At 63.6% G+C, this 25,694-nt stretch carries 24 protein-coding genes and 1 pseudogene; 13 read left to right on the top strand and 12 right to left on the bottom strand.

Annotation, left to right across the window (positions count from 1 at the left end; all coding sequences use genetic code 11):
* The first annotated feature begins 155 nt into the window (after positions 1-155).
* From CQ14_RS30980 to CQ14_RS30955, 6 genes are all read left to right on the top strand, one after another.
* Positions 156-2,510, top strand: a complete 2,355-nt coding sequence (locus tag CQ14_RS30980; RefSeq protein WP_156435635.1) for a TonB-dependent hemoglobin/transferrin/lactoferrin family receptor — start codon at positions 156-158, stop codon at positions 2,508-2,510.
* Between the two features lie 127 nt (positions 2,511-2,637).
* Entirely contained in the window at positions 2,638-2,973 is a 336-nt protein-coding gene (gene hmuQ, locus CQ14_RS30975; protein WP_057861600.1) for a heme-degrading protein HmuQ, read from the top strand.
* 13 nt (positions 2,974-2,986) lie between these two features.
* On the top strand, positions 2,987-3,502 hold the full coding sequence (gene hutX / locus CQ14_RS30970) for a heme utilization cystosolic carrier protein HutX (RefSeq protein WP_057861599.1): 516 nt from the start codon (positions 2,987-2,989) through the stop codon (positions 3,500-3,502).
* A 30-nt stretch (positions 3,503-3,532) separates the two neighbouring features.
* A complete protein-coding gene (exbB, locus tag CQ14_RS30965; RefSeq protein ID WP_430650229.1) occupies positions 3,533-4,318 on the top strand; it encodes a tonB-system energizer ExbB in 786 nt (261 codons plus the stop codon).
* A 4-nt stretch (positions 4,319-4,322) separates the two neighbouring features.
* Positions 4,323-4,763 (top strand): TonB system transport protein ExbD, encoded by a 441-nt coding sequence (gene exbD / locus CQ14_RS30960; protein ID WP_057861638.1) that lies wholly within the window; start codon positions 4,323-4,325, stop codon positions 4,761-4,763.
* A 268-nt stretch (positions 4,764-5,031) separates the two neighbouring features.
* On the top strand, positions 5,032-5,589 hold a 558-nt coding region (locus tag CQ14_RS30955), incomplete at its 5' end, for an energy transducer TonB (RefSeq protein ID WP_245320642.1).
* An 18-nt stretch (positions 5,590-5,607) separates the two neighbouring features.
* Here CQ14_RS30955 and CQ14_RS30950 read toward each other — a convergent pair.
* The 4 genes from CQ14_RS30950 to CQ14_RS30935 form a co-directional block, all read right to left on the bottom strand.
* Complete coding sequence (locus tag CQ14_RS30950; RefSeq protein ID WP_371419443.1) at positions 5,608-6,450, bottom strand: carbohydrate ABC transporter permease; 843 nt, start codon at positions 6,448-6,450, stop codon at positions 5,608-5,610.
* Positions 6,451-6,502: 52 nt separating this feature from the next.
* On the bottom strand, positions 6,503-7,459 hold the full coding sequence (locus CQ14_RS30945) for a carbohydrate ABC transporter permease (RefSeq protein WP_057861596.1): 957 nt from the start codon (positions 7,457-7,459) through the stop codon (positions 6,503-6,505).
* Positions 7,460-7,597: 138 nt separating this feature from the next.
* Positions 7,598-8,941: an ABC transporter substrate-binding protein gene (locus tag CQ14_RS30940; protein WP_057861595.1), complete on the bottom strand. Its 1,344-nt coding sequence runs from the start codon at positions 8,939-8,941 to the stop codon at positions 7,598-7,600.
* Positions 8,942-9,015: 74 nt separating this feature from the next.
* Positions 9,016-10,059 (bottom strand): C-terminal binding protein, encoded by a 1,044-nt coding sequence (locus CQ14_RS30935; RefSeq protein ID WP_057861594.1) that lies wholly within the window; start codon positions 10,057-10,059, stop codon positions 9,016-9,018.
* 255 nt (positions 10,060-10,314) lie between these two features.
* Between CQ14_RS30935 and CQ14_RS30930 the strand changes: the two are divergent.
* Positions 10,315-11,964 (top strand): annotated as a pseudogene (locus CQ14_RS30930) (methyl-accepting chemotaxis protein); the annotation flags it as partial.
* A gap of 998 nt (positions 11,965-12,962) precedes the next feature.
* Here the strand turns inward: CQ14_RS30930 and CQ14_RS30925 are convergent.
* Both CQ14_RS30925 and CQ14_RS30920 read right to left on the bottom strand, forming a co-directional pair.
* Positions 12,963-13,889: a Bug family tripartite tricarboxylate transporter substrate binding protein gene (locus tag CQ14_RS30925; RefSeq protein ID WP_430650230.1), complete on the bottom strand. Its 927-nt coding sequence runs from the start codon at positions 13,887-13,889 to the stop codon at positions 12,963-12,965.
* Between the two features lie 150 nt (positions 13,890-14,039).
* Complete coding sequence (locus CQ14_RS30920; protein ID WP_057861592.1) at positions 14,040-14,978, bottom strand: DMT family transporter; 939 nt, start codon at positions 14,976-14,978, stop codon at positions 14,040-14,042.
* 101 nt (positions 14,979-15,079) lie between these two features.
* Here CQ14_RS30920 and CQ14_RS30915 point away from each other — a divergent pair, with 101 nt between their 5' ends.
* A complete protein-coding gene (locus CQ14_RS30915) occupies positions 15,080-15,481 on the top strand; it encodes a DUF1330 domain-containing protein (protein ID WP_057861591.1) in 402 nt (133 codons plus the stop codon).
* A gap of 210 nt (positions 15,482-15,691) precedes the next feature.
* Here CQ14_RS30915 and CQ14_RS30910 read toward each other — a convergent pair whose 3' ends face one another.
* Positions 15,692-16,300 (bottom strand): TetR/AcrR family transcriptional regulator, encoded by a 609-nt coding sequence (locus tag CQ14_RS30910; protein ID WP_057861590.1) that lies wholly within the window; start codon positions 16,298-16,300, stop codon positions 15,692-15,694.
* 75 nt (positions 16,301-16,375) lie between these two features.
* Between CQ14_RS30910 and CQ14_RS30905 the strand changes: the two genes are divergently transcribed.
* Positions 16,376-16,780 carry a hypothetical protein gene (locus CQ14_RS30905; RefSeq protein WP_057861589.1) on the top strand — a complete coding sequence of 135 codons (405 nt, stop codon included), beginning with the start codon at positions 16,376-16,378 and terminating at the stop codon, positions 16,778-16,780.
* Between the two features lie 2 nt (positions 16,781-16,782).
* On the opposite strand, the gene CQ14_RS30900 is transcribed toward CQ14_RS30905, so the two are convergent.
* The 3 genes from CQ14_RS30900 to CQ14_RS30890 all read right to left on the bottom strand — a co-directional run bounded on the left by CQ14_RS30900 (position 16,783) and on the right by CQ14_RS30890 (position 19,807).
* Positions 16,783-17,739 (bottom strand): tripartite tricarboxylate transporter substrate binding protein, encoded by a 957-nt coding sequence (locus CQ14_RS30900; RefSeq protein WP_245320645.1) that lies wholly within the window; start codon positions 17,737-17,739, stop codon positions 16,783-16,785.
* A gap of 109 nt (positions 17,740-17,848) precedes the next feature.
* Positions 17,849-18,757 (bottom strand): VOC family protein, encoded by a 909-nt coding sequence (locus tag CQ14_RS30895; protein WP_199805656.1) that lies wholly within the window; start codon positions 18,755-18,757, stop codon positions 17,849-17,851.
* 54 nt (positions 18,758-18,811) lie between these two features.
* The gene (locus CQ14_RS30890; RefSeq protein ID WP_057861586.1) at positions 18,812-19,807 is read right to left on the bottom strand and encodes a zinc-dependent alcohol dehydrogenase family protein; all 996 of its coding nucleotides are present in this window, start codon (positions 19,805-19,807) and stop codon (positions 18,812-18,814) included.
* A 125-nt stretch (positions 19,808-19,932) separates the two neighbouring features.
* Here CQ14_RS30890 and CQ14_RS30885 point away from each other — a divergent pair, with 125 nt between their 5' ends.
* The 4 genes from CQ14_RS30885 to CQ14_RS30870 all read left to right on the top strand — a co-directional run bounded on the left by CQ14_RS30885 (position 19,933) and on the right by CQ14_RS30870 (position 23,394).
* Positions 19,933-20,634 carry a GntR family transcriptional regulator gene (locus CQ14_RS30885; RefSeq protein ID WP_057861585.1) on the top strand — a complete coding sequence of 234 codons (702 nt, stop codon included), beginning with the start codon at positions 19,933-19,935 and terminating at the stop codon, positions 20,632-20,634.
* Between the two features lie 160 nt (positions 20,635-20,794).
* Entirely contained in the window at positions 20,795-21,661 is an 867-nt protein-coding gene (locus CQ14_RS30880) for a fumarylacetoacetate hydrolase family protein (RefSeq protein ID WP_057861584.1), read from the top strand.
* Positions 21,658-22,239, top strand: coding sequence for an amino acid synthesis family protein (locus CQ14_RS30875; protein ID WP_057861583.1), 582 nt, complete (start codon positions 21,658-21,660; stop codon positions 22,237-22,239). The genes CQ14_RS30880 and CQ14_RS30875 overlap by 4 nt, the downstream gene beginning before the upstream one ends.
* A 330-nt stretch (positions 22,240-22,569) precedes the next feature.
* Complete coding sequence (locus CQ14_RS30870; protein WP_057861582.1) at positions 22,570-23,394, top strand: hypothetical protein; 825 nt, start codon at positions 22,570-22,572, stop codon at positions 23,392-23,394.
* A gap of 4 nt (positions 23,395-23,398) precedes the next feature.
* Here CQ14_RS30870 and CQ14_RS30865 read toward each other — a convergent pair whose 3' ends face one another.
* Entirely contained in the window at positions 23,399-24,553 is a 1,155-nt protein-coding gene (locus tag CQ14_RS30865) for an alpha-hydroxy acid oxidase (RefSeq protein WP_057861637.1), read from the bottom strand.
* Between the two features lie 97 nt (positions 24,554-24,650).
* Entirely contained in the window at positions 24,651-25,469 is an 819-nt protein-coding gene (locus CQ14_RS30860; protein ID WP_057861636.1) for an MlaD family protein, read from the bottom strand.
* Between the last annotated feature and the right edge of the window lie 225 nt (positions 25,470-25,694).

Genomic DNA, 25,694 nt, shown 5'->3' with positions numbered 1-25,694 from the left:
CCGCTTCTTGACCGCCCGGAACCCGCCACGTAACCAAGCATGACACGATGCGGCGAAATGCGCGCATCCTGAATGTGGTAGCCAGCAAGCAGCTCGCGAGTAACGCGCAGCGCCCGCCAGCCAAACCCAAGAACAGATATCGGGGTCGGGGTTGTATGGCTGACGGGGCTAGGATTTCGCGCGCCCTCTTGTTGGGCGCGTCGGTGTTTTCAATTGCATTGCTGGCCGGGGAAGCCGGCAACGCGCAGACGGCGGGCACGCAGGCTGCGGACCCCACGTCCGAACGGCAGAAGCAGTCGCGGCGCAAGCCGGCGAAGCCTCCGCAAGATCAGCAGGCAGCGGCGCCGGCGATTAATGCGCGGGCGCAGATCGGAGTCGCGCCGGTGCAATCGCTCGATACGATTACGGCAGTCGCGACCAAGACCAACGAGCGGGCGATCGACTCGCTGGCGCCGGTCAGTTCTGTGTCGATGGAGCAGATCCAGGGTCTGCAGCCGAACCGGCTGTCCGACATCTTCTACAACGTGCCCGGCGTGTCGTTCCAGGAGCGCGGGGACGATCCCTCGACCGTCATCAACATCCGCGGCCTGCAGGATTTCGGCCGCGTCGCTGTTGTCGTCGACGGCGCGCGGCAGAACTACCAGCGGACCGGACACAACGCCAACGGCTCGTTCTTCCTCGATCCAGAACTGGTCGGCGGTGTCGACGTGGTGCGCGGCCCGACCGCGAACATCTACGGCTCCGGCGCGATCGGCGGCGTGGTGTCGTTCCGCACCAAGGACGTCAACGACGTCGTGCGCCCGGGCGAGCGCTGGGGCGTCGACATGACCGGCTCCGGCGGCACCAACAGTGCTCGCGGCCTCGGCTCGATCTTCGGCGGCGTACGCGCGACGCCCGATGTCGATGTCTTCGGCGGCGCGGTCTATCGCACACAGGGCAACTACAAGGATGGCAACGGCACCGAGATCGGCAATACCGGCAACGAGATCGCGGCCGGATTGATGAAGGTAACCGTGCGCCCCGCCGAAGGGCATGAGATCAAGCTCGGCGGCGTGTTCCAGGATTACCAATACAGCATCGGACAGTTCAATCGCGGACCGGTGCTGACCGCGGCGCAACGCGCGCTGTTCCAGGGTTCGTCGGTCTACGCGTCGGACGCGAAGAACTACATGGGTACGCTGACCTGGAAATACAGCAGGCCGGACGACAATCTCTGGGATTGGAGTATGTCGCTGTACGGCAATCGCACCGACAACGACCAGACCAAGACCGCTCACAACAGCGCCAGCGGTGCAGCCTTTTGCGGCGCCGGCAATGTCGGCAACAACATCTCCGGCTGTGTCGGCGACAAACGCGGCTATTCGCTCAATACCCTCGGCATCGACGTCAACAACACGACAAGGTTCAATGTCGGCGACTGGCGTAACGCGGTGACGTTCGGGATCGATGCGTTTCAGGATGACGTGAGCACGTTCGACAGCCGCGGCAATTCCAACATCACCACGCCCAGCGGCTTGCGGACCGTTTCCGGCGGATTTGCGCAGTTGAAGCAGAACTATTCGACCTGGCTCGAGGTGATCAGCGCGATCCGCTACGACCGCTACGACCTGCATTCGCCGTTGGTGGCAACCGGTGGCGGCGGCGATCGTTTCTCCCCGAAGGTGACGATTGGTGTAACGCCGGTCGCGGGCTTCACGCCTTATGTCAGCTATGCCGAAGGCTATCGCGCGCCTTCGATCACGGAGACGCTGATCTCCGGTGGCCATGCCACGGGTGGCGGTCCGGCATTCTTCACTTGCGCCGATGGCACCAGCGGCCTGTTCTGTTTCCTGCCCAATCCGGGCCTGCGGCCGGAGGTCGGCAAGAACAAGGAACTCGGCCTCAACGTGAAATATGACGGCATCTTTGCCGCCAACGACAGCTTCCGCGGCAAGTTCAACCTGTTCCGCAACGACGTCAGCGACTATATCGATCTCGTCCCATTCGGACTGACGGCGGTGCCGCCGTTCGGCACGTTCCCGCGATTCTACCAGTACCAGAACATCGCGCAGGCCCGGATCGAAGGTTTCGAGGCCGAGACCATGTACGACGCAGGCCTGTGGTATTTCGGCGTCGCCGGCCACCTGATCCGCGGCAAGAACGTCGCGACCAATATCGGGCTTGCGACCATCACGCCGCGCAAGATCACCACGACCGGCGGCGTGCGGCTGCTCGACCGCAGGCTGATCCTGGCGGCGCAATGGTCCTCGTTCGGCGCCAACAACGACGTGCCCGCCGGCTATCTGCCTGCGACCGGCTATGAACTGGTCAACCTGTACCTGACCTGGCATGCGACCAAGGACGTTATGTTCACGGCCTCGATCGACAATCTGTTGAACCAGTACTATCGGCCCTACGCGATCCCAGGCAGTTCGACCGATGGCACCACGCAGAACGACGTGTTGTGGTCGAGCCCCGGACCGGGCAGGGTCTACAAGGCCGGATTGAAGATTCACTTTGGCGGAGTGTAGTTCGACGAGCTGACAAACCAACAAAGTTGCACCGGGCCGCGCTGATGTTCCAGCGCGGCTTCGGTGCATCCATGTTTCCAACCAACTTAAACGGTACGCCAGGCGCACCCCAGCAAGGAGATTTCAAATGTTTATCGCAATGAACCGGTTCCAGGTGAAGATCGGCTCTGAAGCCGCCTTCGAGACCGTGTGGCGCACCCGCGAGTCCTATCTCAGCAACATGGCTGGCTTTGTCGAGTTTCATCTGCTCAAGGGCCCCGTCCTCGAGGACCACACGCTGTATTCGTCGCACACCGTCTGGGTCGACAAGGCCGCGTTCGAAGCCTGGACCAAATCGGAAGAGTTCCGCCGCGCGCATGCCCGCGCCGACAACAAGACCGGCGAAAGCCTCTATCTCGGCCATCCCAAGTTCGAAGGCTTCGAGGTGATCCTGAGCGAGCGCAAATCCAGCGCCGCTGCTTAAAGAGGAGGGTGCCATGTTGAGCACGGACCTGGCCGACCTCAGGGCCTATATGGCCGAGAACCCCGGTGCTGTCATCGAGGACGTGGCGCGGGAGCGGAAGGTCACGCCGCGTGCCGTGCTAGAGGCGCTGCCGGATACGATGGTGCGTTTCGGCCCCGGCGGCGAATTCGGCGCCGCGATGAACGATGTCGCGCAATGGGGCGAGGTGACGCTGATCGTCCACACCGACGACGCGATCTTCGAATTCACCGGCAGCGTGCCGGCGGGCGAGGTCGGTCGCGGCTACTTCAACCTGATGCAGCCGAAGGGGCTGCACGGCCATCTTCGCCACGAGCGCTGCGCGGCAATCGCCTTCGTCGAGCGGCCGTTCATGGGCAAGTCGTCGGCGTTCATCGCCTTCATCAATGTGGACGGCGGCATCATGTTCAAGGTGTTCGTTGGCCGTGACGAGACGCGCGCACTGCGCGGCGACCAGTTGCAGCGCTTTCATGCGCTTGGCGAGAGAATCGCGTCCGCCCGCACGGCGTAAACGATCCGGAAGTCAGCCCGGGAGACGATCATGCAGCGAACAATGCTGAACGTTATGATCCGTTGGTGTGGCGCGGCCGGAGCGACGGCTTTGCCGGGCGCGGCGTTCGCGGCCACCGACGTCGCGCTGCTGCCGCGCAATTTGTCGCCATGGAACATGTTCCTGAATGCGGACATCGTGGTGCAGACGGTCATGGTTGGGCTCGCCTTCGCCTCGCTGGTGACGTGGACGGTCTGGCTGGCGAAAACCATCGAGATCCGCCGCAAGACCGCGACCGCCAGGCGGCGTCTCAGCATGCTGGAAACCGACACCGTGCTGGCAAAGGCCGAGCAGGAAAGCCGCGGCGGCCACGATGCCGTGGCGCAGATCATCCTGTCAGCCGCGCGCGAGGCCAGCCTTTCGGGTGGTCATGTCGATGACGGCCTCAAGGAGCGGGTGGCGCTGCGGCTGGAGCGGGTCGAGGCCGCGATGTCCAGGCAGATCGCGCGCGGCACCGGCGTGCTTGCCACCATCGGCGCCACCGCGCCGTTCGTCGGCCTGTTCGGCACGGTCTGGGGCATCATGAATTCGTTCATCGGCATTTCGGAAGCCAAGACCACCAATCTCGCCGTGGTCGCGCCGGGTATCGCGGAAGCGCTGCTCGCGACCGCGCTCGGCCTCGTCGCGGCGATCCCGGCGGTCGTGATCTACAACCATCTCACCCGCACCATCGCAGCCCATCGCGCACTGCTTGGCGATGCCTCGGCGATGGTGCTGCTCCTGATCAGCCGCGAAGGCGACCGTGGGCCGTTCCGGCTCGCGCGCGCTGCGGAGTAAGGCGATGGGCGCGAAGCTCGGTCAGGCACTCGGCGGACGGGCGCGCGGCGGCGACGATCTCGTCGAGAATCACGAGATCAACGTCACGCCGTTCATCGACGTGATGCTGGTGCTGCTGATCATCTTCATGGTCGCCGCCCCGCTCGCCACCGTCGATCTCGGCGTCGATCTCCCGGCAAGCGCGGTCGAGCCGTCGCCGCGCCCGGATCAACCGGTGTTCGTCACCGTGAAACCGGATCTTTCGGTCGCGGTCGGCGAGGACGTGATTGCGCGCGATACGCTGACCTCCAGGCTCGATAGCGCCACACATGGCAAGAAGGACGAACGCATCTTTCTGCGCGCCGACAAGGCCGTCAGCTATGGCGACCTCATGGAGGTGATGAACCTTCTGCGCAACGCCGGCTATCTCAAGATCGCATTGGTTGGCCTCGACGGCCGCAGTTGATGCCATGAACGCGTTCGCGCTCCACGACGTTTCCGACCAGGCCGCCGTCCGGCGCTGGGGCGCTTCGGCATTTGCGATCGTCGCTGCTCATTTGGCGCTGATTGCGTTGGCCATGAACTGGCAGACCTCGCGGCCGGAGCCCGGCGTCTCGATGCCTGCCATCATGATCGATCTCGCGCCCGTCACGTCGTCGCCTGAAACCGCGCCGATGGACATCACGCCGGGACCTGAGATGCAGCAGGCGGACGCGTCGCCGCCCGAGCCGGCNGCAGAGGCCGTGCAGGAGCAGATCGCGCCGCCCCCGCCGCAGGAGAAGCCGGAGGTCGTTGCACCGCCGGAGCAGAAGCAGCAGCCGACGCCGGAAAAGCCCGAGCCGGCAAAGGTCGTCCCGGAGCAGAAGCCGGTGCCGGTAAAGCCGAAAGTCGTCCGGCCGGACGCCAGGAAGCCTTCGGAGGCGCCACCGGCGCCGCGCACCAGCGCACCGCCGCGCGCCGAGCGTCAGGCGCCTGCCGCGTCGGCGATCAGCGCGGGCGCCGCGGCCTCGGCTATGGCCGCTTACAGCCAGCGCGTCCGTGCGCATCTGATGCGCTTCCACCAGTATCCGTCGAGTGGCAATGGTCAACGCGGCGTCGCCAGGCTGAGCTTCACGCTGAGCCGCAGCGGGCAGGTGCAGTCGAGCCGCCTCGGCGGCTCTTCGGGCGTTTCGGCGTTCGACGCGCAGGCCATGGCAATGATCCGCCAGGCCGCGCCGTTCCCGGCATTTCCGCCCGAGATCACCTACGCGACGATGCCTTTCAATGTGCCGGTCGAGTTCATGCCTCGCTAAACGGCATGAGGGAGCTCCTTACTCCTTCACCGCGCCCGTCAGCGACGACACGTAGTAATCCACGAACAGCGAGTAGAACAGCGCGACCGGCAGAGAGCCGAGCAGCGAGCCTGCCATCAGCGCGCCCCACTGGTAGACGTCGCCGGTGACGAGCTCGGTCAGGATCGCGACCGGCACCGTCTTGTTGGCGCCGCTCTGGATGAAGGCGAGCGCGTAGATGAACTCATTCCACGACAGCGTGAACGAGAAGATGCCGGCCGAGATCAGGCCGGGCACCGCGAGCGGCAGCGTGATCCGGCGCAGGATCTGCAGCCTTGTGGCGCCGTCGACCAGCGCGCATTCCTCCAGCTCATAGGGGATCGACTTGAAATAGCCGATCAAGAGCCAGGTGCAGAACGGCACCAGGAAGGTCGGATACACCAGGATCAGCGCCATCGGGCTATCGAACAGGCCGAACTGCACGATCACGGTGGCGAGCGGAATGAACAGGATCGAGGGCGGCACCAGATAGGCGAGGTAGATGCCGAGACCCACATAGGGACTGCCGCGGAAGCGCAGGCGCTCGATCGCGTAGGCCGCAAGCGTCGACGCGAACAGCGACAGGAACGTGGATCCGATCGCCACGAACATCGTGGTCTTCAGCCAGGTCGGATACGCCGTGTTGAACAGCAAATGCTTGATATGCGCCAGTGTCGGCGAGGAGATCCAGAACGGATTGTGCTCCTTGTAGTTCAGAAGCTCCGCGTTCGGCTTGAACGAGGTGATCGCCATCCAGTAGAACGGGAACAGCAGGATCAGCACGAAGCAGGCCAGCGGCAAATAGATCATCATCACCCGCCGCGCGCGGGAATCCCACGCCATGGTGTCGGGCGTGGCGCTGGCGACGTTGGTGTTGCCGGGTGAGGCGGCTACGTCAGTCATTGGCTTCTCCCTGCTGCCATTTGCGGCGCGCGAGGCCGAAGTAGCTGAACAACGTCGCGAACACGAGGAACGGGATCATCGACACGGCGATTGCCGCACCCTCGCCAAGCTCGCCGCCGGCGATGCCGCGCTGGAAGGCGAGGGTGGCGAGCAAATGCGTGGAATTGACCGGGCCGCCACGGGTGATGGCGTAGACGAGCTGGAAGTCGGTGAAAGTGAAGATGATCGAGAACGTCATCACGATCGCGAGAATCGGCATCATCATCGGAAACGTGATGTAGCGGAAGCGCTGCCAGGCGCTGGCACCGTCCAGCATCGCGGCTTCATAGAGCGAGGGCGAGATGGTCTGCAGCCCCGCCAGCAGCGAGATCGCGACGAAGGGAATGCCGCGCCAGATATTGGCGGCGATCAGCGAGAAGCGCGCCGGCCAGGGCGTGCCGAGGAAGTCGATGTTGGTCGAGCGCACACCCAGCACCTCGACCAGCAAATAGGAAATGATCGAGAACTGCGGATCGTAGATCCACCAGAACGCCAGCGCCGAGAGCACCGTCGGCACAATCCACGGCAACAGCACGATGGCGCGCAACAGGCTCTTGAGCGGAAAGTGGTTGTTGAGCAAGAGCGCCAGCCAGAAGCCGAGCGCGAATTTCCCGAACGTCGCGATCGCCGTATAAAACACGCTGTAGAACACCGCGCCCCACCACAGGGGATCGGTCCACAGATACTGAAAATTCTCCAGGCCGATGTAGATGCCGCGCCGGCCGATGGTGGTGTCGGTGAAGGCGAGCCAGACGCCGAGGCCCAGCGGATAGGTGAGGAATACCGTCAGGAGCCCGATCGCCGGCGCGAGGCACATCACGATCAGGAACGGCTTGTAGTCGAGCAGGCGCGCGATCCAGCCCGGTTGCCGGACCGCGATGCCGCGCGAGGGGAGTGTGGTTACAGACATCAAATGCTTTTTCCAGCGTCGTCGTCATTGCGAGGAGCGAAGCGACGAAGCAATCCATTTCTCCACGTGCGGTGCTATGGATTGCTTCGCTTCGCTCGCACTGACGGTTGATCCAGATCTACGGTTCGACGGCAGCCACTACCGTCCCTGTCGCCGGAAATACCGCTTGCAGCGCTGCTCGGCTTCCGCGGCCGCGGCCTCCGGGGTCGATGCGCCGGTCGCCACGGCCGCGCACATCTGGATCAGCACGTAATCGGCGCTGACGGCGCCGGTGGCCGTCGAGATCGGGCCCTTGTAGCCGTCGTAATAGGTGCTGTTCATGGTGTCCTTGAAGATCTTGACCTTGGGATCTTCGGACCAGACCTTGGCCTCGGCGTAGGCGGAAAGTGGCTGCGACCAGTAGCCGGAGTTGGCGTTGAGCCAGGGCTCGTACTGGTCCTTTTCCAGCATGAATTGCAGGAATGCCTTGGCGGCGTTGGGATACTGGCTGTGCTTGAACAGCATTGCGTTCAGAGTCAGTCCGGCCATCGGTGAAACCTTGGCCAGCCCCTTCGGCAGCAACTGATGCTCGCTGTCCTCGGCAATCGCCTTGGTCGCCGGATCGTTCTTCAGCGAGAAATACAGCGAGACGCCGTTGGCGGTCAGCGAGATTTCCTGCGAGGAGTAGGCGCGATTGTTGCTGACGTCGTTCCACGACGGCGTGCCGGCGATGAAGGTCGGATACAGCTCCTTGACCCAGTTCAGCGCCGCAATGGTCTCCTTGCTGTTGATGATGACGTTGCCTTCTTCATCGAGCAGGGAAGCGTTGTGCGACCACAGCGCCCAGTTGGCAAAACCGTTGCCGTCGCCCTTGGCATTGCCGAGCGCGAAGCCGGCCGGCTTGCCGGCCTTGTGCAGCTTGCGGCACAGATCGAGAATTCCGGCATGGTCTTCCGGAACCTTGTCGTAGCCGACCGATTGCAGCACCGATTTGCGGTAGATCAGCGGGCCGGCGGTGGCGCCGAACGGCAGTCCGATCCAGGCATCGCTCTTGTTCTTCTTGCCGTATTTCTGCGCCAGCGGCTGCCAGCCGCCATAGCGCTTGCCGAGATAGTCAGCGATGTCGGTCAGTTCGACGAGCTTGTCGATGTAGATGTGTGGCGCGTCGGAGAAGCCGATGATGATGTCGGGGCCGGCCCCGGAATTCGAGGTCACCGCGGTCTGCTGGTTGATGTCTTCCCAGCCGACGAAATCCACCTTGACCTCGACGCCGGTGTCCTTGGTGAACTTGGCCGCATTGGAGCGGAACACGTCCTCGTCGGCCTGCACAAAGCGCACCGGGCGCAGCATGCGCAGGGATGCGCCTTTTTCGATTGCAAGCTTGGGCGCCGGAACGTCGGCGGCCTTGATGGTGGATGCGGTTTGGGCGGATGCGCCGGTCACGGCCAGAGCCGCGGCGGAGACGCCCAAAGCCAACGCATCGCGACGGGTGATGTCGTTCATGCTTCTCTCCCTGTATCGGTTCCCGGCGTTGATCGCCGGTGAACCACGTCGTTCGAAAACGCTTCTTGGCCGCTCTAGCTGTTCGGCCCTCGATCCATGCTGACAGGCTGCCAGCGACGGAGCGAGGTGTTTTGCAGCACCGACGGATTGACACAGCTTACTGGCCACATCCCCTGCAGGACCAGTGACAATTCGTAGCCCACACGGCGCTTGCGCGCCTCGTCAAAACGTGCCGAGGCCGACGCCACATGGGCGGTCAGGGTGACGTTTTCCATCGAAAGCATCGGATTGTTGTGGGACGGCGGCTCCTTTTCCAGCACGTCGAGGGCGGCATGCGCGATCCAGCCCTCCTGCAGCGCCTTGATCAGCGCCTCTTCATCCACGGTGGCACCGCGGCCGGTATTGATGAAGACGGCAGAATTTTTCATCTGGCGGAAATGCTTCTCGGTGAGCATGTGATGCACTTCGGGCCGCGCCGGCGCGTGCATCGAAACGAAATCCGATTGCGACAGCACCTCCGACAGGGTCGAGGGGATCACGCCGTGGTCATACATCAGCGTTTCCTGGATGAAGGGATCGTAGGCCATCATGCGCAGGCCAAAGGGCGCGGCGCGCTTGGCGACGGCGCGGGCGACCCGGCCGAACGAGATGAAGCCGAGCGTCTGGCCCATCAGCCGCGGAATCTTCAGAAGCGCAGGACGGCCCTCCGACCAGCGGCCGGTGCGCACCAGCTTGTCCTGCTCGACCAGCCGGCGGAACCCTGCCAGCAGCAGCATCATGGCGTGGTCGGCGACTTCCTCGATGAAGGTGTCGGGAATGTTGGTGACAGGAATGCCGCGGGCGGTAGCGGCCTTGACGTCGACAGAGTCGACGCCGACGCTGCCGAGCGTGATCACCTTGCAGTTTTCAAGTACGTCGATGATCGCCTTCGTGATCGGCATGCCCTTGGCGTAGATCGCATCCGCGGTCCTGGCGGCGGCGATGAATTCGGCCTCGTTGGCCGGCGCCTCGATGATTTCGGCCCCGATCGGATCAAGCGCTTCCTTCTCATAGTCATAGCCGCCGCCGGCGACCGTGAAGCTCGCGCCCTTCGGCGTGACCACCCTGAATTTCGGCATTTCCTGCTCTCCCGATTTTATTCTTCGGTGTTGGTTTGAGGCGGCGGGCGCCGCCACGTTCTTGTCTGACGCAACTTCACCTTTTACGCGACCTGACGCGCTTGGGCTACAATCGCCGGTTGCTCTGCGATCGGAAACACCGTCTTCCGCCGGATTTCCGCTGACCGTCGTAACAAAGCGCTAAAGGGTCTCACGATAGGGTGCGCCAAATCAATCGACCAATCGCGTGTCGTGCGCCTATTTCCGGAGATCGCCGTGAAGCTGACCAATCTCAAGATCACCCCCAAGCTCGGTATTCTCGTGGGCGTGACCCTGCTCGGTCTCTCCGCCGCCGGCATGCTCGCAGGCTATCTGATGAAGCGTGAGATGCTCAATGCGCGCATCGAGCAGACAAAAGCGATTGTCGACATGGCGCGCAACATGGCGCTCGGACTGCAGAAGCAGGTTGCCGCGGGCCAGATGACCAAGGAAGCGGCGATCGCCGAGTTCAGCAAGCGCGGCAATACGCTGACCTTCGACAACGGCAATGGCTACGTGTTCGCCTACACGATGGATGGCGTCGCCGTGCTGGCGCCGGTTCCCAGCCAGATCGGCCAGAACCGCATGGATATCGACACCGGTGGCCGCAAGCTGGTGCGCGAACTGCGCGACGGTGTCGCGGTGAATGGCGAATTCATGCTGCGCTACGAATTCCGCAAGCCCGGAGAGGAAGCGCTGATCCGCAAATTCTCCTACGTGGTTCCGATCCCCGGCTGGAACATGTTCGTCGGCACCGGCGCCTATCTCGACGATCTCGATACCAAGATGAAGCCGATCGCGCTCGTGCTCGGGCTGGCCATTCTCGGCATCGCGCTGGTGGCGGGCAGCATCGCCTGGATGATCGGCCGCAGCATTTCGAAGCCGCTGGCCCAGCTCGGCGCCCGCATGCAGGATCTCGCCGAGGGCCGGCTTGATGGTGAAATTCCCGGCACCGGCCGCGGCGACGAGATTGGCGCGATGGCCGCGACCGTGCAGATCTTCAAGGACAACGCGGTGCGCATCCGCGGGCTCGAACAGAAGGAAGCCGAGGTGCAAGCGCGCGCCGAGGCCGAGCGCCGCGCGGCGATGGAGAATATCGCTGGCGATTTCGAGCGCAGCGTCACCGGCATCGTCCGCTCGGTTTCGACGGCAGCGGCCGGCATGCAGTCTACCGCGCAGTCGATGACGGCGACCGCCAGCGACGCCAGTGCGCGCGCAGCGACCGTCGATGCAGCCTCGCAGCGTTCGTCCGACAATGTCGGCACGGTCGCGTCCGCTGCGGAAGAGCTCTCCAGTTCGGTCACCGAGATATCACGCCAGGTGGCGCGCTCCAGCGAGATCGCCACCAAGGCGGTCAATGATGCCCAGCGCACCAACGCCACCGTCGGCGCGCTCTCGACCGGCGCCGAGAAGATCGGCGAGGTGGTCAAGCTGATCCATTCGATCGCCGCGCAAACCAACCTGCTTGCGCTGAACGCCACCATCGAGGCGGCGCGCGCCGGCGACTCCGGCCGCGGCTTTGCGGTGGTCGCATCCGAAGTGAAGGCGCTCGCCAACCAGACCGCGAAGGCGACCGAAGAAATTTCCTCGCAGGTTGCGGCGATGCAGGCTTCGACCAGCGAAGCCGTGGCGTCGATCGGCGGTATCTCGGAGACCATCGCGCAGATGAGCGAGATCACGGTCTCGATCTCGACCGCCGTCGAGCAGCAGGGCGGCGCCACCCGCGAAATCGCCCGCAACATTCAGTCGGTGGCGGCCGGATCGAACGAGATCTCGGCCCATATCGGCGGCGTCACCACCGCCGCGGCCGCAACCGGCAAGGCGGCATCCGAAGTGCTGGCCAGCGCCCGCGAACTCGACACCCAATCCGGCATGCTGCGCAGCGCANGTCGACGAGTTCCTGGGCAAGGTTCGGGCGGCGTAAGGCAGAATTGCGGGGTNGGGCGAAGGCGCATTCGCGCCGTGCGTACCACCCATCTACGAGTCATGGCGTGAAGGGTGGGCACGCTTCCGCCTTCGCTCGTTGAGCCACGGTGGACAAGTCGCTTTTGCGCACCCTGAACTCGCGGCAGTTGACGCGCTGAAGTTGGTGTAGAGCGATTACGACCGCCTGCGTGCACATGAGCCGCACGAGAGTACGAAGGATGTTTGCCCTTCTGGCGGCTATTCACAGGGGTAATCAGGCAACACAAGGCCCTTCCACATCAAATCACAATCCAACAGTCTGTCTTCGTGAGAGATTTTATTTTTTGCGATAACTTTGCACCCCGATTGACAATGCGACCAAAGAAGATTCTCGAACATCGGTGAACTTCGGGTAGAGCCGCGCCGGCGTGATAATCAGGCAACGCCGCTGTCGCAAATCGTGCATCTCACCTTGCGCCGCGGGTTTGAACCGGACGCTAATTTTGGCAAGCAGCGCCGGCGGATCGCCTGCGCACCGATCCCCTAACCCGTGAGTACGATGACCCGCACGGCTCCGTGTTTTTCGCCAGCCCCAACGGAACCGTGCAGCGTCTCTCGGCGCGGATGATCGTCGCGAAGTGCGTTGCGTAACGGAGTGGGAATGAGGCGATNGAAGTACAAAGTTCGTATTAGCGAGCGTGAATATCAGGACCGTCTCGAGAGTNTTGATGAAGAGCGTCCTCAACATGAATCTGCAGCCGCTGCGGTCACTCGAGACCGCAACCAAAAAGCGGAGAGCGCAGAAGAAGAAGGCAACCGATTCCGGATTCACGAAATCAACGAAGGTGACTTCCGGCTAACGGTACGCCAAGCGATCAACGATCTACCCCAACAGATGCAGCATCCCATCGTCCGCTCCAGTGCGCAATTGCGCACACGGCGGACGATGGAACCCTGTTGGCGCCGGCGCCCGCTTCCTTTTACTGCTTCTCGATCCCCGCTTCGGTGATCAGCTTCTCCCACACCTTGAGCTGCTCCTTCACGAAGGCGTCGAACTCTTCCGGCGTGCCGGAGAACGCCTCCATGCCGCGCTCGGCGAGCTGGCTCTTGATGTCGGGCCGCTCGACGATCTTGCGGATCTCCGCGTTCAATTTGGTCACGACATCCTTGGGCATATTGGCCGGGCCGAAATAGCCCTGCCACGAGGTGATATCAAAACCCTTCACCGTGTCGTCCATGGTCGCGAGGTCGGGCAGCAGCGCCGAACGCTTCTTGGTGGTGACGGCCAGCGCCTTCAGCGCCTTGGCGTTGACGTGGGGCAGGCCGGTCGGCACGTCGATGAACATCATGGAGACGCGGCCGGCGATCAGGTCAGTCAGCGCGGGCGGCGAACTCTTGTAGGGAACATGCAACAAGTCGATGCCGGCGAGGCGGGCAAAGGTGGCGCCGGCCACGATCGCAGCCGAGCTGCCGCTGGCGTAGGAATACTTGCCAGGCTCCTTCTTGGCGAGCGCGATCAGTTCGGCAACGGAGTTCGCCGGAATGTCCGGATGGATCACTAGCATGAAAGGCAGGTCGCCGGTGCGCGCGATCGGCGTGAAATCCTTGACCGGATCGTAGGTCATGTTCTTCAGCAGATACGGATTGGCCGAATGCGAGGTGTTGGTGGTCACGAACAGCGTGTATCCGTCGGGCGCCGAGCGCGCGACATAGCTCGCCGCGATCGAGCCGTTGGCGCCGGCCTTGTTCTCGATAACGGTGCTGACGCCGAGTGCGGTGCCGAGTTCTTTGCCGATCAGGCGCGTCGTGGTGTCGGTGCCGCTGCCGGCGGCGAACGGCAGCACCAGCGTGATGTTGCGGTTCGGGTAGGGCGCCTGTGCGGCAGCCGTAGCGATGGTCGCCAGCATCAGGGGAGCCACTGCGGCGACATGCCGGTACCGTTTCAATAACGCAAACATAAAGTCGTTTCCTCGTTTGTTCTTATGTTGAATTGGCCGGCAAGCTAGCCTGCCGTGGGACAAAGTGGAAGCCGGTAAGACGCTAAGCCGCAGGGGCTGCTAGGCTTTCTTCGCCGAGGCCCGCCGCGAGGCGATCACCACGCCGGCCAGCACCAGCGCATAGCCCACGAGGTGGAATAACCGCAATTGCTCGCCGAGGAGGAGGATCGCCATCGCCGAGCCGAATACCGGCACCAGGTGGAAGAACGGCGCCGCGCGGTTCGGCCCGATCAGCGCCAGCCCGCGGTTGAAGAACAGGTACGCCAGCGTCGAGGGAAAGATCACGGCATAGCCCAGCGTCGCCATCGAGATCATGTCGAACTTGAGCGTGGCGCCGGTCGAATATTCCCAGATCGAGAACGGCACCAGCATCAGCGCGCCGCAGCAGGTGGTGAACGAGATCAGCGACAGCGCATGCGTCACCGGCCGGCGCGGGATCAGCGCCGAATACAGTCCGAACGACACCAGCGAGCTCGCAAACATCAGGTCGCCGCGGTTGAAGCTGATATTGGCGAGCGCGCTGAAATCGCCGCGCAGGATGATGGTCAGCACGCCCGCGAGCGAGATCGTGATGCCGGCAAGCTGCGCACCCGTCAGGCGGACGCCGAACAGCGCCAGCGACCACAGCGCGACGAACAGCGGTCCTGCCGACTGGATCAGCAGCGCGTTCAGCGCCTCGGTATATTGCAGGGCCCAGTAGGAGATCGCGTTGTTGTAGGCGAACCCGACCAGCGACAGGAACAGCATCATCGGCAGATGCGCGCGCAGCACCGGCCAGTCCTGCTTCAGATGCGTCCAGGCAAACGGCAGCAGGATCAGAAAGGTGCCGATCCAGCGCACGCACGACAGCGTCAGCGGCGGCACGTGCCCGGCGACATGGCGCGCCAGCACGATGTTGCCCGCCCAGAACAGCGAGGTCAGGGTCAGCAGCAGATAAGGCTGGTTGGTTAGCCACCGGACGAGACGAAAGGACGGCGGCGCTGGTGCAGGCTTGGTCATGGTCGCGAAGCGGGATAGGGCCGGATTTTCCGCCACACGACAAGTCCCGTGCGCGCAATGCTACAATGCTCTGAACTGCCTGATGCCGCGAGGTGCCGTCGATGGGTGTGGATTTGTTGAACGTGAAGGGCCTGCAGGAGCTCGATCAGAACGCGCCGGTCGTAATGGTGAATCTGATGCGCTTCCGCGAGCGCTCGCTCGACGGCGACGGTTCCGGCTGGGACGCGTACCTGCGCTACAGCGCGCTTACCGTTCCCATGATCAAGGCGCGTGGCGGCACGCTGCTCTGGACCGGCGACGCCAAGGCGGTCGCGCTCGGACTCGAGGCCGGCAACACGTGGGACTATCTGGCGCTGGTGTATTACCCGTCCGTCGCCGCCTTCATCGACATGATGACGTCGGCAGACTACGAAACGCGCTGCGACCCGCATCGGACCAACGGCTGCGCCGAGCACGTGATCATTGCGACCAGGGAAGCCTACAGCAAGTTCAGGGTTGCTTAGGTCGTCATTGCGAGCGAAGCGAAGCAATCCATCTTTCCGAGCTCACCAGACGGAGAAATGGATTGCTTCGTCGCTTCGCTCCTCGCAATGACGGGGTGAGGGCTCGCCCGGCTCCCGTAGCCCGGATGAGCGAAGCGATATCCGGGACAGTCTCACCGCGGAGCAACCATTCCCGATTATGCTAACGTGCATCCGGGCTACCGAGGCAGGCTAGCGCGACAGCGGTTCAACCGCCGCGCGGCAGGCCGTTTGCACGAGATGACAGACCTCGTTGGTCGGCCGCCCTCGGTTCAACATCGCGAACATCGGGTAGCTCGTCAGCGCGAAGATCATGTCCACGGCGCCCTCGCGCGCGCGGCGCGCTGCGGTCTTCGCGGCGACGCGTTCGGTCAGCATCCTGACCAGCTTTCGGCGCCGCTCGTTGCGTTCGAGCAGCGCCTCTGCAAATTCGGGATCGGTCGCCATCGCTTCGTGGAGGCGGCCAATGGCGGCGTCCCTGGCCCAGAAGCTGCAGAAGATTTCGACCACGCGATCCAACGCCATCAGCGGGTCCGGCATCGCCATGGCATCGGCGATTTCATGAAGCCCACCCTGGCGGGCGATGCCGTCAAACACCGCCTCGAGCAGGCCGCGACGTGATCCGAACTGATTGTAGACCGTAAGCCGCGTCACGCCGGCCGCTTTCGCCACCGTATCCAGCGAAAACCGCGCGATGCTCGCATCCTCGCGCAGCAGTTTTGCCGCAGCTTCGATGACGCGATCGCGATTTTCCGCCGCGGCGGCGGACCGCACGGAACTGACATAGCCGCGCTTTTTCATGCACTCGCCATCCTTTTGACGAATTGACTATACATATTGTATATCTAATTTCAACATCCGATCCGGAGCGATCCCATGCAGATTCCACTCATCATAACCCTGTCCCTTCACGTCTTGTCGTCGGTGTTCTGGGCAGGATCGAGCTTTACGCTGGCGCGAACCGGCGGCCTCGGTGGCGAGCAGTTGTTTGGTCCGCAAATGGGCGCTGCGGTGGTCACGATCCTGACCGGCGCCTATCTCGGACATTCCGTTCATGCCGGCGCGTTCGGTACGGCCGAGCAGATCCTGGCGGTGGGTGCACTCGCCGCGCTGGTCGCCGCCGTCGTTCAGGGCGCGCTCGGTGGTCGCGCGATCCTAAGCCTGCGTAACGGGAAAGCTGGTGAGGCAGAGGCGCGCTCGCGCATCGCCACTGCCCAGCGCGTTGCGGCCCTGCTGCTTGCGGTGACGGCGGCGTGCATGGGCGCGGCGCGCTATGCGTGAGGTCAGATGCGCGGAATGCCGGCGTCGTTGATCACCTTCGACCATTTGTCGGTTTCTGCAGTAATCAGCGCGCGCATTTCTTCCGGCGTGCTGCCGCGGACCTCGCCGCCGGTTGCCGTCTCCAGCGCTGTCTTCACCACGGGGTCGGCGAGCATCGACTGGATCTCCGTGTTCAGCCGCTTCACGATGTCCGGCGGCGTGCCCTTGGGCACCAGCAGCCCGGCCCAGGTGCGAACGTCGAACCCCTTCAGCCCGGCTTCCTGCGCGGACGGTACGTTCGGCAGCAGCTTGGTGCGCGCGGGCGACGTCACCGCGAGGCCGCGAATGGCGCCGCTGTCGATCTGGCCGGCGAGCAGCACGGTGGTGCCGACGATGACGGGAACGTCTCCGGCGAGCAGGGAGGTGACGGTCAGGGAGTCGCCGCGATAGGGGACGTGCACCATCTTGGTGCCGGCAGTGATGTTCAGCAGTTCGCCGGCGAGATGATGCGTGCTGCCGAAACCGACCGAACCATAGCTGAGCCCGTCGGGCTTGGCTTTCGCCATCGCGATCAGGTCCGAAAGCGTCCTGGCCTGAAAGTCCGCGCGAACCGCGATCACCAGCGCGTAATACACCATCGTCGACAGCATCTCGAAACTGTCGACGGGGCTATAGGCGAGCTGCTTGTAGAGCGCGCCCGAAATCGCGTGTGCCCCCGTGACGAGGCCGATCGTGTGGCCGTCCGGCGCAGACTTTGCGACGGCGTCCGCAGCGAGATTGCCGCCGGCGCCCGGCTTGGCTTCCACCAGCACCGGTTGTCCCAGCCGCTTGGAAAGGCCGTCGGAGACGATACGCGCCATGGTATCGGCGGCGCCGCCCGCCGCAAAGCCGTGCAGCAGTCGGATCGGCCGGTTCGGATAGCTTTGTGCGGTGCCGACCGAGGGGGCGAGACAAGCCAGCCCGACGACCGCGGCTGTCACGCAAACCAAGGCACGCCATCGTCTACGCGGGGCATTCAGCGATTGAGCCATCTTGTTTCATCCCTGGTCTTTTGTTTTTTTGACGTCGTCTGTTGGTGTCGAGGCCCGATTACTTCGCGCCGCGCATCTTCGGAGAAAACTCGGTTGCCTCCTTGGCCGGGCCGACGCCCCAGACGTCGCGCGGCAGTCCCACCCAGGTCTTCGGCCGCTGCGGACGGTCGCGGTGCCAGGGGCGGGGTTCGAAATAGCCGAGCTCCTCGTCGAGCATCACGTCCATGCTGTAATAGAGCTCGATCAGATGATGATCGGGATTGTGGTGATAGACCGCCACGTTGTGGCCGGGCCCGTGCCGGACCGGTCCCCAGAGAATTTGAAACCGGTTGCGTCCGAGCAGGTCGCAGGCCTGGTGCATGTGCGAGGCGTCGCGCAGCTCGAAGGCGAGATGATGAAGCCGGCCGTCCGCGCCGCGCGCAAAATTCATCGCGTGATGTTCGGGGCCGCAACGCATGAAGACGAAGTTTTCCTCGATGCGATCGGAGACGCGGAAGCCGAGAACGTCGCTGAAGAACTTTGCGGTTTGTTCGGGATCGGGCGTGTGGAGCGCGACGTGGCCGAGCTTGGCGACGGCAAGGCCGCGGATCGGTTCGACGGCCTTGCAGAACTCCCACCGGGAGAACAGTTCGATCCGGTGGCCGTCGGGATCGTCGAAGACCAGCGCCTTCGGTATGCCCGGCGCGGTGTCGCTCCTGATCTCCGATGTGATGCCGTGGCTGGCCAGCGATTTCTGCAGGTCGGCGGGATCGAGGTTGGGCGCAACTTCATAGGCAATGGAAGTCAACTGAGCGGACGCGCCGCGTTCGAGAACCAGCGTCAGCTCGTCGGATTCAGTGCCGAGCAGAATCCGGCCGTCGCTGCGCTGGATGATTCCGAGCCCGATGATGGACTGATAGTAGTCGAGCTGGGCCTCGATGTCGGGGCTGGTAAAGGTGGCGTGTCGCAGCCGCTTGACCTTAATCATCTCGTGACCTCGTGATTTCAGGCATGGACGTGGATTGAAGGCATCGCGCTGCTCTCAACCCGGCGTCATTACGATCTTGCCGAACGCGGCGCCGGAATCGAGCAGTTCATGCGCGGCGCGCACGTCCGAGAGCTTGAAGCGCTTGAAGATCGATGGGCTGATCGCGCCCTCAGCGAGATAGGAGATCACCTTGCGCATGATCTCGCGCCGGCCTTCGCGGTCGTGATCGTAGATGTGAAAGGAGAAGCAGCGGATCGCCGGGCAGATATCGAGATATTTCCGCATCTCGCCCATCGCGTTCTCCGCCGGCAGGCCGGCGAATGCGTTGTAGGAGACGATGGTGCCCCATTTATCGAGCGCGCCGAGATAGGAATAGAATTCGGGGCCACAGACGTGATCGAGCACCAGGCTGACGCCGCGGCCATCCGTCAGCGCGCGGGTGCGGGCGACCACGTCCTCGTCGCGGTAGAAGATGGTTTCATCGGCCCCCATCTTTCGCGCGAACGCGGCCTTCTCCGGGGTGGAGACCGTTCCGATCACCTTCATGCCCGCGATCTTCGCAAGCTGCACCAGTGACGTCCCGACGCCGCCGGCCGCGCCGATGACGAGGACGGAGCGGGGCGGCGTGGCGGCGCCGCAATGGTGCAGCAGCGCCCAGGCCACCTGGTAGTTCGCCAGGCAAACCGCGTCTTCGAAGGCGACGTTTTCGGGCAGCAGGTGCACGGCGTCCGCAGGCGCTGCGACATACTCGGCGTAGCAGCCGCCGCGCTGGGCGAGGTCGCGTGCGCTGAGCAGCACCCTTTGGCCGACGGAGACCTCGGTCACGTCCGCGCCGACGGCGTCGACATAGCCGGCGACGTCGTTGCCCGGATTGGCCGGCAGTGGCGGCATCCACTTGTAGACGCCACTGCGGATAAGCTTGTCGGGCTGGCCGACGCCAAAGGCCTGGGCGCGGATCAGGACATCCCGCGAGCCCAGTGCCGGCACCGGCACCTCCACATAGTCGAGCGCCTCCGGGCCACCCGGACGATGCACCAATATAGCCTTCATGCGGACCGCGGCCTCCCCAATTCCATCCCGAAGCAAGTATTTTCGAAAATATTGCTCATTACGAAAATTATTGCAACGGGATTCTGTTGGTCTAGGATCGCCGGGCTTTTGTCGCGAGAGAATCAATGACCACGACGGCCCTCAAGGCGCGCAAGGAGTTCGGCAAGACGCTCGCTTCCGACATTGCCCACCGGCTGCGGAACGAGATCGTCACCTGCCGGCTGAAGCCCAATGAATCGCTGAAGTTCGACGCGTTGCGCCTGTCGTTCGGCGCAAGCTTCACGACGCTGCGCGAGGCCCTGACCTCGCTGGCGGCGGAAGGCTTGGTCGTGACTGAGGAGCAGCGGGGCTACAAGGTCGCGCCGGTGACGCTGGAGGATCTTGCCGATCTCACCCATGCCCGCATCCTGATCGAAGTCGATCTGCTGCGCCGCTCGATTGAAAAGGGCGATGACGACTGGGAAATAAGGGTTATTTCGTCGCTTCACCGGCTCGCCAGGATCGAGGAACGGGCGCCGGAAGACTATGCCAACAATGCGGAATGGAAGGCGGCGCATCGCCAGTTCCATGAGGCGCTGGTTTCGGCATCGGGATCGCCGACGCTGCTTGCCATGCGGAACGCGCTGTTCGATCGGGCCGAACGCTACCGCAACCTGTCGGCCATGTTCAGGCCGCGCCCGCGCGACAAGGCCGGCGAGCACCGCGCCCTGATGCAGGCCGCCATCGGCCGCAACGCCGATCAGGCCTGCGATCTGATCCGCAGCCACATCCAGACCACCTCCGACAACGTGGCGAAATACGCCGCCGACGTGATCGGCGCGACCTGATCGGCTGCGGGCCGCCCAAGCCTCTCAATCACCGCTGCATTCCCAGCCGAAGGTCGCTCGGCGACGAATTTCGATTGCATTTTCGAAAATTTTCGAAAATAGTGCGCTTCAGCGAAATTCAGTGCATTCAGACCGATCAACCGAGAAGGATACCCGTCGCATGCGGCTGCTCTCATTTTTGAACCATGGCCGGGAGACCTGGGGCGCGATCGTCGGCGACGGCGTGGTCGACCTCGGGGCCAAGCTGTCCCACGCCACGCTGCAGGACTTCATCGCCAGTCCCGATTTCGAAAAGCGCGATTCTATCGTGGCCGGCCACACGCCGGACCTGAAGCTCGCCGACGTCACATATCTTCCGGTGATCCCGCGCCCGGAAAAGATCGTCTGCGCGGTGCGCAACTATCTCGACCATCACCAGGAGGCCGTCGCCTTCGGCATGCAGCGCGAGATCACTGCATTTCCGCCGATCTTCCTACGGGTCTGGCGCTCGCAGGTCGGTCACGACGCGCCGGTCATCCGTCCCAAGGTATCGACGCATCTGGATTGGGAGGGCGAACTGGCCGTGATCATCGGCAAGCCCGGCCGCCATATCTCCGAGGCCGATGCGATGGGCCATGTCGCCGGCTACTCGATCTACAATGACGTCAGCGTGCGCGACTATCAGCGGCACGCCCAGCAGATCGCGGCCGGCAAGAATTTCGTCGGCACCGGGCCGTTCGGGCCCTGGATGGTGACGACGGACGAGTTGCCCGATCCGACCAGGCTGAAGCTCGAAACCCGCGTCAACGGCGTCTCGGTGCAGAAGTCGGATACGTCGTTTCTGATCTTTTCGATCCCGCGGCTGATCAACTACGCCTCCGAGATTTTCGACCTGATGCCGGGCGACGTCATCGCCACCGGCACGCCGGCCGGCGTCGGTTTTACGCGCAAGCCGCCGATGTTCCTGGTGCCCGGCGACGTTGTCGAGGTCGAGGTGGAGAAGATCGGCGTGCTGCGTAACCCAGTGGTCGACGAGGCCGCGCAGTGACGGTGTACGACATCAGGAAGACGCAGGTTTCGATCGAGGAAGTCTGGCACGAGCGCGGGCCGCGCCGGCAGCGGCCGCTTTTGATCGGCACCGCGCTCGCCGTCATCAACAACCCCCATGCCGGCCGCTATGAACCGGACCTGATGCCGTTTCAGGCCGGCTTGCGCGATCTCGGCCGCCAGCTGGCGACCATGCTGTGCGAGCAGCTTGGCGGCCGGGAGGCCATCGAAGCCTATGGCAAGGGCGCGATCGTCGGCGGCGACGGCGAGCTCGAGCATGGCGCGGTCTGGCATGAGGCCGGAGGCGCTGCGATCCGCGAAGTGATTTCGCAGGCGAAAGCGATCGTGCCCGCGGCCAAGACCGTCGGCGCGATCGGCACAAGGCTGATGGTTCCGCTCGGCCATATCGAGGCGGCTTACGTGCGCAGCCATTTCGGCACCGCCGAGATGACGATCTGGGACGCGCCGCGGCGCGACGAGATCGTGTTTGGCCTTGTCATGGCGACCGGCGGCCGGACGCATGCGCGCATCGGCGGACTGGCGGTGGATCAGATTTCAGTCCACGACGGGCAGCGGTGAGCGTCGCGCTTTCGCGCCCAAGCCGATGGCTTCACTCGACAAAAGCGGACAGCACGGACGCACCACCAATCAGGAACGTGTCGGAGCGCTCTTGAACGACGACTAGCACGTCGATCGGGAGCTTCAGATTTGTGAAATTTCCCCGCACCGCCTGCGAAAGCCTCCCGCGGCGAGCAACGCGAGTTCCCGAAAGCGAGCACCGACCGCAAATCGCGTGGGTTCCACCGACGGTGTGGGTTCCCCGGCCCGAGTGAAGTCAAGATTCCTCCGCGTTTTGGACTTCGATGCAGGGTACTCGCTAACAAGGACATCAAGAGGAGGCATCACCCAATGCCGACGGAAGACGGTTTTCGTCCGGGTCTTCCTGTGCCTGTCTTTCTCACCGATGAACTTGAGGAGCAGGGTATCAGGAAAGCCTGGGACACAGCTGCTGTCTCGTCGCTGGTGCTCAAGGCGAGTATTTGGGTTGCAGCGGCGACAGCTATCGCTATCGCAGTTCTATCGGTAGGAAATCCAGTGACGCTCTTTGAAGACGTCACGGCTTCCTTTGCAGACGTTACGGCTTCGCTGATCGACAAGTCGACGCTCAAGCCTGACACCGATCAGTCGACGCCAACAATTCAAGCGACCGCCGATGCTCAGGCTTTGCCGCCGACCGCCGCAAAGGAGGATGCGCCAGGCCGCGTCGAAATCGCTGCCGCCGCTGAACCCGCCGGTCAGAGTCAGACAGAAACCGGTCAGAGCCGGACAGAAAATAGTGAGCCGGTAACTGAAGCCCTGTTCAAGCAATTCCAGGCTTGGGCGGACGAGAGAGATGCGCAGGCACAGGCCCTGCAGCCCGCACAGGATGTCCCGACAGAGCTTGTGCAGAACTCCCTGGCGCAAGTTACGGATAATCCCCGGGCAGCTTCCCGGCCCGTGCAAAAGCGCCGAAGCGCCCGGGCCGTCCATAATGCGCGAGCAGAGATACGGGCCGTGCACAATTCCCGAAAAAAGCTTCGGCGCGAACGAAGTGCACGGGTACAGGAACCGCCCGTACAAGACGCCCGAGCACAGCAACAGGGCCAGTTTGCGCAAAATGCCCCGGCGCCGGCGTTGCAGGCACCCCCGCCGTTGCAGCAACCGTCGTTCCTGCAATCTTTCGGTTTGCGTTAGGGCCCTAAAACTTCCGTACCAGGTCCGGCGTGATCTCGCTGAGCTTGCGGATGCCGAGCAGCGCGAGGTCGCGGTCGATCTCCGCCTTCAGTAGCGCGATCGCGCGTTGTACGCCCGCCTCGCCGCCGGCGATCGCGGCGTAGAGGAAGGGGCGGCCGATCCAGACGAAATGCGCGCCGAGCGCGAGCGCCTTGATCACGTCGGTGCCACGGCGGATACCGCCGTCGACCATGATGGTCATGCCTTTCGCCTCAGTGGCGATCTCCGGCAGCGTGCGCAGGCCGGACATCGTGTAGTCGAGCTGGCGGCCGCCATGGTTGGAGAGCATCAGGCCGTCGACGCCGCTCTCGCGCGCAATCTTCGCATCGGCCGGCGAGACCAGGCCCTTGACCACGAGCTTGCCTTTCCATCGCTTGCGGATCAGCTCGACATGCTTCCAGGCGAGCTGGTCGCGGGCGCCGATATTGCGCATCAGGTTCTTGGCCAGCACCGGCGGGCCGCGTTGTGCGTCCATGTTCTCGAAATGCGGCATGCCGTGGTTGATCAGCGTGCGCGCCCAGGTGCCGAACAGCCAGTGCGGATGGGTGACGGTATCCCAGAACACGCGCGGCGTGATCGCGAGCGGTACCTGAAAGCCGTTGCGGATGTTGTTCTCGCGGTTCGGCGGCACCGGCACGTCGGCGGTGACGACGAAGGTGTCGTAGCCGGCCGCCGCCACGCGATCGACCAGCGGCTCGATCCGCTCGGGCAGCCCGGCGAGATAGGCCTGGTACCACGCCGCCTGGTTGGCGGCGCGCACATCCTCCAGCGTGATCAGCGAGGAGGCGCTCAAGATCATCGGCACGTTCTCGGACTTGGCCGCCTGCGTCAGCACGATGTCGCCGCGATAGGCTGATAGCGCCGAAGAGCCCATCGGCGGAATGCCGAACGGCGAGGCATAGCTCTTGCCGAACAGCGTCGTGGTCTGGTTGCGCCCGGAGACGTCGTTGAGCACGCGCGGCACAAAACCGTATTCGTCGAAGGCTTTACGGTTGTCGCGCATCGCGGCGTCGGTCTCGGCGCCGCCGGAAATATAGCCGTAAAGGAATTTCGGAATGCGCCGCCGCGCGGTCGCCTCGAAATCGTCGAGCGCGAGATATTTTTGCAAAGCGCGCGGCACGGTGTTCTCGGCGCGGGTCACGGTGGCGGGCGGGGTGGTCACAGCACTGGATTTGTCGAGCACGTCGGGCGTTCCGTTGTTTTTCGTTCTTGTTTTATCATCTCGCGGGCGAGGCGGGGGGCTTGCCGCCGAACTTGCTGTTGTTGATGGACTGGCTGACTTCGCCGAGCATTTTTCGGGTGTCGGTGATCAGCGTCATGGACTTCTTGTCGAAACTTTCGATCAATTCGCGCATCGAGATCACGGTCGGCAGCAATTCGCCGCCGTACTTGTCGCTGGCGAGGCCACCGAGGAAATCCTTGGTTTTTGTCAGTGCGCCGTCGACCGCGTCGACGCCGGATTCGGCGGTCGCGATGATGGACGTGATCTTTGCGCCATCGCCTGACAGCGAGGCGGTGAACGTTTCGAAATTCCGCAACGTATCCTTGATCGCGACCTCATTGTCGGCGATCACGCGGTCGACGTTGCGCAGCGCCACGCGAATCTTTTCCTGGGTATTGAGCGTGCCTTCGCGGTCGGCGGTCAGTTCGGGAATGCCGTCCGCGCCCTTCGGCGGCGGCGCCGCCTCGTCGGAGCCGCCGGTGAACGAGATCGCGGCAATGCCGGTCAGGCCCTGGAATTCGAGACCGACTTGCGTGTCGCTCTTCACCGGCGTGTTGCCGTCGATCATGGCGAGCGCGACCACGCGGCGCGGGTGGTCGAGCTTCAAGGACACCACTTCGCCGACCCGGATGCCGGCGAAATTCACGCTGCCACCGTTGCGCAGGCCGGAGGCCGAGCCCTCGAAGATGACCCGGAACGGCACCTTCTGCTTGGCGCCGGCAAGCTTCTGATAGCTAAGCCATGCGCCCAGCGACCCGCCGATCAGGGCCAGGGTCAGGGTGCCGATCATCAGATTGCTGGCGCGTACGCGCATCGAAATGCCCAAGTGAAGCGGGCCCGAGTGATATCGGATTTATGACGGCAAGTCACCGCGCCCGACCGTCCGGAACTGCGGCGTATGCTCATAGGCCGGTTGTACCGAGTGGGGGGCGCGATTCCGCCTTTCCCAGTCAGCACATTGTCGCGGCCTGCCGGCATGTCCGGGTCCGGCCGATACCGTTGAAGAAGTCGGTCCGCGACCGCGGGCGCCCCCAATGCA

Source organism: Bradyrhizobium lablabi, assembly GCF_001440475.1.
In the GTDB taxonomy this organism is placed as follows: Bacteria; Pseudomonadota; Alphaproteobacteria; order Rhizobiales; family Xanthobacteraceae; genus Bradyrhizobium; species Bradyrhizobium lablabi.
This window is presented reverse-complemented; position numbering and strand designations above follow the sequence as displayed.